The following is an 11,580-nucleotide window of genomic DNA, read 5'->3' as shown; positions in this document are numbered from 1 at the left end:
TCGCGTGCAAACTCAACAGCCCGCATTTACTTGGTGCATCAAGCAAGCTGAAGCAAAAGCCGGGTTTTGTGCAGTCTGTTCAATCGTTCGTCTACTCAGGATGCTGAGCAATCAGAACGGTTTGGCGCTTCAAGCGGCGGAGACATGTCAGGCCTGTTCCTGCCAACAAACTTTTACCGAATAGATTTAACGTTAAATTATCCTTTTATGCGTAAAGGTTTCATTCGTATCGCACTCCGCCTTACAACCCGAAACTTCGACAGTTTGCTTAAACAGTCTGTAACAGAGGAAGATTGCCATTAAGTTTCTCTTAATTATAGTTTAAACGACCAGCTTCCTTAAGAGCGAAGATTAGTGAGAATTTAACGCTCGGAAAGTCCTCGCCAAATAAACGACATGGCACGACAACTAGTCGGCAACGCATCCAGCGTTATAAACGCATAATAAAACTCTTCTTTTGAGATAAAGCTTTCTGACGACATGGTTTTTGGTTGCGCTGTTCGATTGCCATGCTAGTTAACCGATGCACGCGTTGGTTAGTCGTAATGATCGATCGGTCGTTATGCGAGCAAAAGGGGATTAATTATGGCAAGCGGTGGCGTAGTAACGGTGTTGGGCGCGTCGGGACATATCATCCCGGTGACGGTCAACGGCAGCCAGGCCTATTCACTGGCCAAGGCTTATCAAAGCGCGGTCGCGGGCGCATCGGGCAGCGGGAACTTCTTCGCTGCTGAAGGAAATGGCGCGGGCGTACCGACTGCCGGCGGCTCATCGGTCAATCAGTATGTCGCGACCGTCGGCGGTACCTATACCTACCCGGCAGGTTACAACCACTTCGTCACGGAAACGACCTCGCACGTCCTGATCGATGCGTCTGCAGCCACGGCCGGCACCACGCTCAACACGCTGGTCGGCATCGGTGGCGCGACATTCATCTCGGGTAACGAGTCAGGCACATTCATCGCCGGCGGCGGGAACAACCTGTTCCTCGGATCCGGTGCAGGCACCTACACCATCGCCACCAGCGACGGGAACGACAGCATCTTTGCCGGAACGGGCTCGACCTCGATCTATGGCGGAACCGGCAACAACCTGATCAGTCTCGGTTCCGGCGCCGATACCGTTGTCTCCGACGGCACCGATCGCATCCTGGCGAGCACGGGCAGCGCTACCATCAGCCTGACCGGCACGAACAGCACCATCTATGGCGGCTCCGGCAACCTGGTCGTCGATGACAAGGCAGGCACCGGCACCAGCCTCGCCGGTGGCAGCGGCAACGCCTTGATCGTCGGCGGGACGAACAGCTTCTATAGCCTGAACGGCACGTCGACCGTCTTCGCAGGCACGTCCGACACCATCAACGCAGCCGGCGACACAACCGTCTATGGCGCGGGCGGCACGTCCCTGACCCAGACCGGCAGCGCTTCGCTGACGTTCATCGGCGGCGTGGGCAATGCAACGGTCAACTCCGGTGCCGGCGCTGCTACCGTGTTCGGTGCCAATGGCTCGAACATCACCTACACCGGCCACGGGATGGTCATTGCAGGCTCCGGCAACGAGACCCTCAACGGATCGGGGAGCACGCAGGGCTTCATCGGATTTATTTCAAACCAGTCCACGGCAGCTGGCGACAGCATCAGTGGCGGCAGCGGCGACGATACGCTGGTTGCCGGCATCGGTAACCAGACCCTCTCCGGCGGTGCCGGCATGAACCAGTTCATCATTGCCGCGAACGGCACGGCCGGTAATGCCTCGATCACGATCAGCGATTTCGGCAGCTCCGCCGGAAACATGGTCCAGCTTTATGGCTACGGCGCCAACGAAGTTGCAAAGACGCTCAGCACCGCGGTGGTTTCCGGTTCCAACACCACGGTCACTTTGTCCGACAAGTCGACCATCACCTTCAACAACGTCACCAACCTCAAGTCCGGCAGCTTCATCGGCGACGCATAACCCGACCGCTTCCCTTCGGCCTTCGGGTCCGACCAATGACGTGCAGGAAACCGGGCCCTCATGGCCCGGTTTTTTCGCGTACAGTGTCCGGATTAAAACCTTGCTGCTTCAGCAGAATCCGGACAGCGAACCGTTCAGATCCCAGTAGCCGACGAGGCCGCGTTCCATACCGGTGTAGGGTGCGGCAGGTGGCGTATGGTCCCGCAAATGGCGCACCGTCGCCCACAGCGCGTGCTCGCGCAACGTGCCGAGCCACATTGACCAGTTGCTCGAGCTTTGCCCGACGTCGCCGACACCCCAGCGCAGCGCCTGCGGATCGGTGCTCTCGAATGGCGTTTTGTCGAGTGCATCCAGCCTTCCGTCGACGAACACCCAGATGCCTTTCGGACCGCAATTGACTTCGACCCGGTGCTCGACGCCATCGCACACATTGGTACTGCCGTTCAGAACGATGGTAGCCGCTCCGTTGCCGCAGGTAACAAGTAGCGTGCCGTCCGTGGTGACCTGGAGTGCGTGATAGCGCAGTTGACCCCAGACGCTGGAGAGCAACGCGGGCGGTTGGTCGAGACTGATCAGCCCTTCCGCGGTCGAGCAGAGCGTGTACGAGGTGGGATGCTTGCTGTAGATTTCGGTAGCCGTTGCGGTCAGGGCCTTCGTCTTTCCGCCAAAGCTGGGCATCGAGGCAAAGGACGGTGCCGTTGACCCCCCATAGGGCGATAATGAATAGACCGGTGCAGGAATCGCGAGGCCCCTCGCATCGCCGCCCGGCATGAAGCGCCTGATGATGGCGGTCTGCGGCTTCTCGACGCTGTCGCTCGACCCCAGCTGGTAGGAATATCCGTCGGAGAAGAACACTCCGTCGTACCAGAAGGTGATTGCTTCCAGCACATCGGTATTACGTTGCAGGTAGCACAACATGCCGGTCAGAGCCGCTAGGCTCGTATCCGAGGTATCGAACCCGCACTCTCCGAGAAACAGCTTCTGTTTCTGTGCCCGGGCGATATTGACGGCCAGGGTCAGGCCTTCGACATAGATCGTCGGGCTCGAGACGGGGCCGGTACCCGAATTGTTGACGTCGCCATAAAGGTGGACCTCGTAGACAAGACTCGAGCCACTGAACGCCAGGCCCTGGATGTAGATACCGCTGTTCGGGGCGTTGGGCGCGCTGATAGTGTTCTTGGCGCCGGTCGACCTGATCCCTGCAATCACTTGGTTGCAGATCGGGACCCAGGCCGCCGCCTCCAACGCGGGCTCGTTCATCAGGCCGAACCAGATTTTCCAGTTGCTTTGAAACGCCTGATGCTGCGCGAGCTTTGTCCAGAAATCGACGAAATAAGCGCTCGCATAGGTCGAGCCGATCCGTCCGATCAGGGAGATGATGCTGCCCGCGGGAATGACCGCTGTCGTCGGCTGCGACAAGAGTATGGTCGGGCTGGCCTTGATGATAGTTGCGGTCGTGCCGGGGTGGTTTCCAATCCCGTTCGCAGACACGGTCGCCCCGGTCGAGAAGGCGGTGGGCGTCGTCGTCAGGACGAGCTTGCTCGTGCCGATCGCGGCATCCTCCTGCACTGTGAAGCTGGTATTCCGGTTTGCATAATCATGGATGTCGATCACCGCGACACCGCCGGACGCGGTCGCATAGCTGATCTGGGTTTCGAGCGCCGACAACGCCGCCGGATCGATCGGACCGCCATCCTCGGGCTGCAGGCTCTTCCACCTGCAGACGATCCGGAAGATGTTGGCACCGATATCCGTCATCTGCGCATAGCTTGCCAGGGGCTCGGTCTCCCCGGTACCGCTATTGCTCATACCAAGATTTACGCCCAGATACGGGATCGCATTCGTGGCCGGATCGACCCCCGCGAGTGCCGTGTCGGCGGCAGCCGAAGCTCGTCCCAGCGGCGAGGCCGCTGCCCCCGCTGCCAGCAGCAGGGTACGGCGTTTGATTCTGATCATGAGGTAGTAGCTCCGCAGTTGGCACTACCCTAACGAACTATTGGCCGTATTCCCGACTGAATTTCTAAAACATTGCAGTCGACAGTTATTCAACGAAGCGCTGTCTTTAATGGAAACTTCACGCAGTATTATATCGATGATGCTTCAGTAGCTATTTTTAAACAGTATGTACATTTTTGTACATCGGCTTGCAATTTCCATACTGCGAAGCATGGAGAGGCGGCCCTTCAGCCAACTGCCCCGCGTCAGGTAGCGGTCGACTTCGCAGCCTTCGAATATCTGCGCCGGCATGCGGGCGACGACACGAACGGATGAAGACACATCATGCGGTCGGGAGTGGCGCGCACGAGCTACCTGATCCGGAAGCGTGCCATGAAGGTTGGCGAAGCTTCCCCCTCAGCTCTCCAGGTTGCGGATGCTACGGGATCCGATAAGCAGCGCGGCGCTGATCAGGATGACAGCAGCACCGGCCGCCAGTGCGTTTCGTGTGCCGACCACGTGCGCGACCGGTCCGCACAATGCGTAACCGATCGGACCCAGGCCCATCGCGACCAGGCTGAACAGCGCGTTGACACGCGACAAGACCTCTCCGGGGATCCGTTCCTGTATGGTTGTCTGAACCATGACATTGAGCACGGCCAGCGCGGCGCCGAACATGGCGCTTCCAAGAACCAATGGAAGCACGCGCGCATGAAATGCCAGCAGGACCAGGGGGATGGTCAGGAACGCCGCCGATAGTTCGAAGGCGACGAGAGGCCGATGCGGGCGGAACCGCAGGATCAGCAAACCACCGATCACGCCACCGACGCCGGTCGCCGACGCCACCAATCCCCAAAGTTGCGCACCGTGGGGAATCGAGCCGAACAAGACCGGGCCCAGGACGAAGAACGGCGCGAAAGCAGCGAGGTTGAGCAGTCCATACTGAAGAGTAACGAGTACGAGCCAGCGATGTTTACGGAACTCGTGCCATCCGGAGATCAGATCGGCCAGAAAGGATGTGGACGGCGGTCTCGCCTGCTCGGCAACATGCATGAGTGCGAGACAGGCTGCGCTGAGCGCATACGACGTCGCATCGAGGCCGATCGCCATTGGCGCGTTACCGAGGCCGACCAGAAGACCGCCGACCGAAGGGCCGATGACCGCAGACAGCGAGCCCGTGATACTGAGAAGGCTGTTGGCCTCCTTGATGGTCTCGGGTTGTACCACCTGGGGAATCAGGCCGGTTTCAGCTGGCCCGAAGAAGGCATTGCCGACACCGACGCCGGCAGCCAGCGTCATCAGCGCCAGCAGGGGCGGATGGCCGAGTGCCAACAAGAGAGCGAGCAGGCCCTGAGCGATACAGCGCAGGAAGTCGGCTCCCATCATGAGGCGCCTGCGCGGCCATCGATCGCCAACGACGCCTCCGGCCAGCATGAGGACGACCGTCGGGGTGGTCTGCGCCGCAAGCACCAGACCGATTTTCGTCGCAGAGAAGTGAAGGCTGAGCAGCGCGAAGGTGAGTGCTACCGGAACGACCGCCGACCCCAGCGTCGAGGCTGTCGTCGCCGCAAAGAACAGCGCGAAGTTTCGTTCACGAAGGACTGCGAGCGGCCCTCGTTTCAGCGATGCGAGGGAGTCTTCCTGGGCGGCCATGCATTCATCCGATCGGCACGGACGCTACATATCCCGCGCTACTTCCGAGTTGCTCAGCATGCAAGCCGGCATGGTTGAAAGGTCAAGAGGTAGACCGGTATCCGACAGTCGACACGAGGGTTCTGTATACCCAAGCTTTCAAAGCCGGCAACAGCCCGACAAGCCGGCCGCGTCGATCCTGCTGGACGCACCTGTCACGTCGCGGTGTCCTGTGCAGCTTCCGCTACCATGAGTATATCATCCGGGGTGACCGCTAACCTCACGCCCGAGATCACGCGGCATAGCGACGAGACCAACGGTGGCAACCAGACAGATACAAGCGGTCAGGAGAAATGCGGCGTGCAGTTCGGGCAGCATCACAACCGAGCTGTGGAATATCGCCTGGAACAGCGACAGACTGAATGCGGCAATCGCCACGCCCGCGGCCGAGAAGGCCTGCTGCAGCATCGATAACAGGTTCGAGGCGGCACTGCGCTCCGGGCCGGGAATGTCGGCGAAGGCGAGCGTCGTGACACTGGTCAGTTGCATGGAGCGCACCGCCCCCGCGAACAGCAACAGCAGGACCAGGAGAACCTTGGGCGTCCCCGGCGTGACGAGCCCGAGTGCCACCAGCGACAGAGTGACCAGCACGCCATCGACCAGCATCACGGTGCGGAAGCCGAAGCGGCGCAGGATGAGGCTGGTGGCCGGCTTGATGCCGATATTGCCGCAGAAATAGACCAGCACCCACCCACCCGCGGCGACCGGGGACAGGCCGAAGCCAAGCTGGAACAGCAGCGGCAACAGCAACGGGGCGGTGGAAAAAACCGCACGGAACAGGCCACCGGGATAGAGGGAGGCGTACGTGACGCTGCGCCGGGACAACGACACCAGCGACAGCAGCGGCGAGTGGTGCCGGCGGAGGTGGCGGATGGCTGCCCAGCCGGCGACGAGCCCGACCAGGATCAGGCCGATCGCGACCTCTCGCTCCACGCCGCTGGTCGAGGAGCGCTGGAACCCCGCCAGCAGGCAGGTCAGTCCGAGCGCGCACAGTGCGAAGCCGCGCATGTCCAGGGGCGGCCTGTCGTCGTCACGCTCCTGCGGCACATACCGCAGCATTGCCATTGCCCCGGCCAGGCCGATCGGCAGGTTGAGCCAGAAGTTCCAGCGCCAGCTGGCGGCCTGGGTGATGAAGCCGCCCAGAACCGGCCCGATGACCGGCGCCAGCAGCGCCGGCCAGACCGTGTAGGCGGTGATCCGCATCATCTCCGATGCCGGCGTATTGCGCATCACCACGGCGAGGCCGATCGGGATCATCAGCGCACCGCCGAACCCCTGTGCCACGCGGGCGGCGACGAACATCGGCAGGCTGTGCGCCAGCCCGCACCAGAGCGATGCGAAGGTGAAGGTGAGCAATGCGCCGACCAGTACGGTGCGCGAGCCGAACCGCTGCGACAGCCAGTGCGCCAGAGGCGAGATCGCCGCCGAGGCCAGCATGTAGGCGGTGATGCCGAACGAGAGATCGACCGAAGTGACGCCGAACGACCGCGCCATCTGCGGCAGCGAGGTGTTGATGATCGCGCCATCCAGATTCTGCATGAAGGCGGCAATGGCGACGATCAGGGCGACAATCGGCACAGTGCGGCGAACATCGGCCGGCTGGGCGGGATCAGGAGACATGGAAATCGTTTAGAGCAGGAGCAGCCGGACTGTAATCCTGGAGGGGACACGGCAGATGCCCGCCCCGGCCCGATCCGGACTTCCGGGACACCATCCGGTGCGCAGCCGGGCTAGAGCCGATACAAGCGCGCCGAAACCTGGATGCGGCCGGAGTTGCCGGAATCGCCGCGCAGCATGATGACGCTTCCATCCCGCGTCCCTCCAGGCGCGGCAACGACCGGGGTCGCCACGGCTCCGACGACATCCAGCCCGCGGACGCCCAGCGCCTTGTCGTGCCGCAGCACCAGCCGGACGAGACAGCGCGCGTTCGGTGGCAGCAGAATGTCCGCCCGCATCGCTTGCCCGACCGGATCGGTGCGTAGCGCGAAATCGACCGGGCCCCAGCGGGTCGCCGCACCGACGATGGAGACCCCGGCCGGCGACATGACCCAGTCCCGCGGCAGGGCGCGGCCCAGATGCAGCATCTCCTCGGTCTCGTCCTCGCAGACCAGCATCCAGCGCAGCAGGATCGGAATGGTCAGCTGCGCCGGCATGCAGAACAGCGGCAGGTCGCCCTTCAGCCCCGCGACCTCGGCGGCGGTCCAGCTGCCCGGCGTATGCAGATGATGACGGTGCGCATACAGGAACAACAGGTATTCGGGGATGCGGTCCTGGCGCAGCAGCGCGCGAGCATAGCCGTACGAGATGAACCCGAGCAGGTCCCGGGACTGCGCATCCGGCGGCCCGATATTTGCCACCACGCCGACCGAGGTCGCTCCGTGGCCACGCATGGCATCGATGACCAGGTTCTCCAGGTCCGGCGCCAGCACCCCGGCTTGCAGCAGCTCGGCATAGACCCGGTGCGCCCATTGCTGCTCGCTCGGGGTGCGCCGGGTCAGCGACTCACGGAAGGTCTCCGAACGGCCCGGCAGGATCGGCACGTAGGGCGGGTCCAGGTCGTAACGGACCGACCGGCGCAGCGTCGTATCGAGCTGGCGGACCAGTACGGCCGATCGCGACACCCACGCCGCCCCGGTTGCGGCGCCGGACGAATCGATCCGCGGCCATAGCGCACCGAGGTCGGCAAGGCCGCGTGCGGCGAGGGCGCTGTTGCCGAAATACGGCTTCCACCACACCGACGGATCCGCGAACAGGCAGGAGTCGCTCTCGCTCCATCCAGACAGCAACCCGTAGCCGGGATCTCGACCAGGGAGCGCCAGGCTACGGTCGTGCAGCGTCGTCAGCATGCCCGCCATTGCCGCGATCCGCACACGAAACCGGCGCAGCGTCTGCATGTCCCCGGTCAACAGGCCGTAGCGCGCGATCAGCGAGAGGCCAAGTCCGGTCTGGCCGATCTCGGTTCCGCGCATCCGCACCAGCCCGTTATCCAGCACGAAGTCGGACAGGAACCCGGCCAGCACGTCGTGGGCCTGCCCGAAGCGGCCCCATTCCAGGTTCGCCAGCAGCGAACTGGTGAAGGTGTCCTGGAAGCCATCGTATTCCGAGCCGGCATAGTCCCGGTCCACGGCGCCATAGCGCGGGTAGACCCCGCCGGGCCGCGTCATCAGCTCCCTGGCGAAGGCGTGCCGGGCCATGTCGGACCAACTCTGATCCGGCAGGGTGCAGTCGGTGCCGCCCGCAAGGTCGGCCTGCCACGACAGCACGAACGCCAGCAGCGCCGCATAGAACACGGACGCGGCCGGATGCCCGGCGATGGGATCGTCAGGTGGCCCGAAGACCGGATAGCTGCCGAAGAACCGCGTCCGGGTGACGACACCGTTCTCGACCAGGCACACGCGCTGGAACGTCGGCGTGACCGGCGGACCGCCCATACGCACATCGGCGAACAGCATCACCTCCCAGAACCGGTGCGCATCGATCGGCAGCACCTTCACCAGCGCCGGCATCCAGCCGCCGAGCAGCCCTTCCAGACGGCGCGCGACCATCGGCGCATTGTTGGTCAGTCCCGGCACGGCCTGGTCGACGTGCCAGTTGCGGGTGCTGCCGGCCGGCGTCACCGGCATGGTGTCGCTGCCCTGCCGTGTGCCGAGAAAGAACGTCCAGAGCAGGCGCGGGCCCTGGTCCGCCGCAACAGGCCGGCTCGCGACCGGCGGGGCGATCAGCCTGACCGCCTCGGGGTCCGGATCGTCGCCGTGCACCAGCAGATGGTCGGCCAGCAGGTCCGGTCCCGACAGTGCGACAGTCTCGAAATCGAGCCCGGCATAGAACGTCGTGTCGCCGGCGCCGCAGGCCTCAAGCCGGCGCGGCAGGCCGAGCATGCGCCGGTCCGGCGATACGAACCACAGCGTGCCCACCTGCCCGTCCCGCCGCTCATAGACGCTCCAGAGCCCGCCCTTCGCCTGGAACTGCGCCAGCGGCTGCAGCCCCGCCACTTCATCGGCAGTAAAGGTGGGCCACCCTGCCGGGCTCGTGCCGGACCGGGGTGTCGCCCGCGCCGCCAACACGCCGAGAGACGAACCGGCGACGCCTCCGGCCAGGAAGCTGCGCCGATGCATCGTCAGTGCGCGGCCGGTGCCGGCACGGCCTGCTGTTGCGCATGGATCCACGCATCGACCCGCTGCTCCAGCAGCGACAGCGGCATCGCGCCCTCGTCCAGCACCACGTCGTGGAAATGGCGGATGTCGAACCGGTCGCCCAGCGCCGCTTCCGCACGATGGCGCAACGCCATGATCCGCAGCTCGCCGATCTTGTAGCCGAGCGCCTGTCCCGGCCAGGCGATGTAGCGGTCGGTCTCGTTCTGCATGTTCTTGTCGGCGAGTGCGGTGTTGTCGCGCAGGCACGCCATCGCCTGGTCGCGCGTCCAGCCCTTCCAGTGGATGCCGACATCCATGACCAGGCGGCAGGCACGCCACATCTCCATCGAGAGCATGCCGAACCGGATATATGGCGTGTCGTACAGCCCCATCTCGGACACCATCTGCTCGGAATAGAGCGCCCACCCCTCGACGTACGCCGTGATGTTGGAGTTGCGGCGGAAGGTCGGCAGGTCGGTCATCTCCTGCGCCAGCGCGATCTGGATATGGTGCCCAGGCACCCCTTCATGCGCGACCAGCGTCGGCAGCTCGAACAGCGGCCGCTGGTCCAGGTGCGAGGTGTTGATCATCAGCCCACCGGCGATGCCCAGCTCCGGACTGCCTGGATTGTAGCGACCGGTGGTGTAGTTCTCCTCGATGGCCTCGGGCACCTGGCGCACGCCGTAGGTCAGGCGCGGCAGCTTGCCGATGAAGCGCGGCAACTGGTCGTCGACGCGCTTGGCCAGCCGGCTCGCCTTTTCCAGCAATGCCGTACGGGTGGTGACGTAGAATTCCGGATCGGTGCGCAGGTGTTCCTGGAACGCCTTGAAGTCGCCCTTGAAGCCGGTCTGGGCGATCTGCGCGTCCATCGCCTTGCGAATGCGCGCGATCTCGGATTGCCCGAGCGCGAACACCTGGTCCGGCGTCATGTCGGTGGTGGTCTCGTGACGGACGCGATATTCGTAATAGGCGCGTCCGTCCGGCAAGCTGGAGGCCCCGAGCGTGGCGCGGCTGGCCGGCACGTAGCTGGTCTTGAAGAAGTCCGCGACCTTCCGCTCCATCGGCTTGATCCGGGTGCGAACGATGTCGAGCGCCTCCTGCCGCAGCGCCTGCTGCCGGTCGGCGGAAAACGATGCCGGCAGTGTCGCGAACGGCTTGAGCAGCGGGCTCTGTTCGGCAGGCAGTGCCGCCTGTGTCGCAGTCACCGCGGCGATTTTCACGGCGATCAGATGCGGCTGCACGAAGCCGGTGCGGATGCCGCGCTGCATGTTGGCGATCTCGATGTCGTCATAGGCGGGCAGGCGACGCAGGCGCTCCAGCCAGGCCTGGGCATCGGCCTCGTCGCGAATGATGGTGCCGTCGGCGGCATAGTTCGGGGTCTGGAAGAAACCCTCGTCGGCTGTGAACGGGATGCGCTCCTCGTCGAACCGGTGCCCGTCGAGATCGAGCGCCATCTGCCAGGACAGCAGGTCGTCGTTCAGGGCCGCCTCGCCGGTCAGCGACGCGCGCGGGATCGCCCGCAACCGGGTCTGCAGCGCCTGCAGCGTGGCGTGATGCCGCGTCACCGCCGCCGGTGAGTCGTCGGGCCATAGGATCGCAGCCGCCCGGTCGCCGCGCTGCCCGGCAGTGACCGGATCGAGAATGTCGGAATAGGCATCGTAGTCGCTGATGATGCGCGACAAGGCGGTGGCACTTGTGCTGGTCGTCGCCGCGACGCCGGCATGCCCGGCCAGCGGTGACAGCGCAGCGCCGCCTGCGAGCAACAGGGCGCGCAGCCCCAGGATGCGCGACTGGGAATGCTGCGATGTGGAACGCCTGCGCGGCCGGAGGCGGAGGAACGGTATCATGCAGTCATGCACTCCGGCAG

The 11,580-nt window shown here is 63.9% G+C and carries 6 protein-coding genes; 1 reads left to right on the top strand and 5 read right to left on the bottom strand.

Annotation, left to right across the window (positions count from 1 at the left end; translation table 11 throughout):
* Positions 1-585 precede the first annotated feature (585 nt).
* Positions 586-1,953, top strand: a complete 1,368-nt coding sequence (locus tag HN018_RS01010; protein WP_171832782.1) for a beta strand repeat-containing protein — start codon at positions 586-588, stop codon at positions 1,951-1,953.
* 108 nt (positions 1,954-2,061) lie between these two features.
* Here HN018_RS01010 and HN018_RS01005 read toward each other — a convergent pair whose 3' ends face one another.
* The 5 genes from HN018_RS01005 to HN018_RS00985 form a co-directional block, all read right to left on the bottom strand.
* Positions 2,062-3,909: a cellulase family glycosylhydrolase gene (locus HN018_RS01005; RefSeq protein ID WP_171832781.1), complete on the bottom strand. Its 1,848-nt coding sequence runs from the start codon at positions 3,907-3,909 to the stop codon at positions 2,062-2,064.
* A gap of 396 nt (positions 3,910-4,305) precedes the next feature.
* Positions 4,306-5,541: an MFS transporter gene (locus tag HN018_RS01000; protein WP_171832780.1), complete on the bottom strand. Its 1,236-nt coding sequence runs from the start codon at positions 5,539-5,541 to the stop codon at positions 4,306-4,308.
* Positions 5,542-5,778: 237 nt separating this feature from the next.
* Complete coding sequence (locus HN018_RS00995) at positions 5,779-7,200, bottom strand: MFS transporter (RefSeq protein ID WP_171832779.1); 1,422 nt, start codon at positions 7,198-7,200, stop codon at positions 5,779-5,781.
* A 110-nt stretch (positions 7,201-7,310) separates the two neighbouring features.
* Complete coding sequence (locus HN018_RS00990; protein ID WP_171832778.1) at positions 7,311-9,746, bottom strand: Tat pathway signal protein; 2,436 nt, start codon at positions 9,744-9,746, stop codon at positions 7,311-7,313.
* Entirely contained in the window at positions 9,698-11,560 is a 1,863-nt protein-coding gene (locus HN018_RS00985) for a DUF885 domain-containing protein (RefSeq protein ID WP_171832777.1), read from the bottom strand. The genes HN018_RS00990 and HN018_RS00985 overlap by 49 nt, the downstream gene beginning before the upstream one ends.
* Positions 11,561-11,580: the final 20 nt, after the last annotated feature.

It is taken from the genome of Lichenicola cladoniae, from assembly GCF_013201075.1.
Classification (GTDB): Bacteria; Pseudomonadota; Alphaproteobacteria; order Acetobacterales; family Acetobacteraceae; genus Lichenicola; species Lichenicola cladoniae.
Note: the sequence above shows the minus strand (reverse complement) of the source record. Positions and strands in the feature narration are given on the sequence as shown.

Bases quoted from the DNA above. Each gene is read 5' to 3' on its own strand.
- HN018_RS01010 (WP_171832782.1), top strand. From the start codon at position 586: ATGGCAAGCGGTGGCGTAGTAACGGTGTTGGGCGCGTCGGGACATATC.
- HN018_RS01005 (WP_171832781.1), bottom strand. From the start codon at position 3,909: ATGATCAGAATCAAACGCCGTACCCTGCTGCTGGCAGCGGGGGCAGCG.
- HN018_RS01000 (WP_171832780.1), bottom strand. From the start codon at position 5,541: ATGGCCGCCCAGGAAGACTCCCTCGCATCGCTGAAACGAGGGCCGCTC.
- HN018_RS00995 (WP_171832779.1), bottom strand. From the start codon at position 7,200: ATGTCTCCTGATCCCGCCCAGCCGGCCGATGTTCGCCGCACTGTGCCG.
- HN018_RS00985 (WP_171832777.1), bottom strand. From the start codon at position 11,560: ATGATACCGTTCCTCCGCCTCCGGCCGCGCAGGCGTTCCACATCGCAG.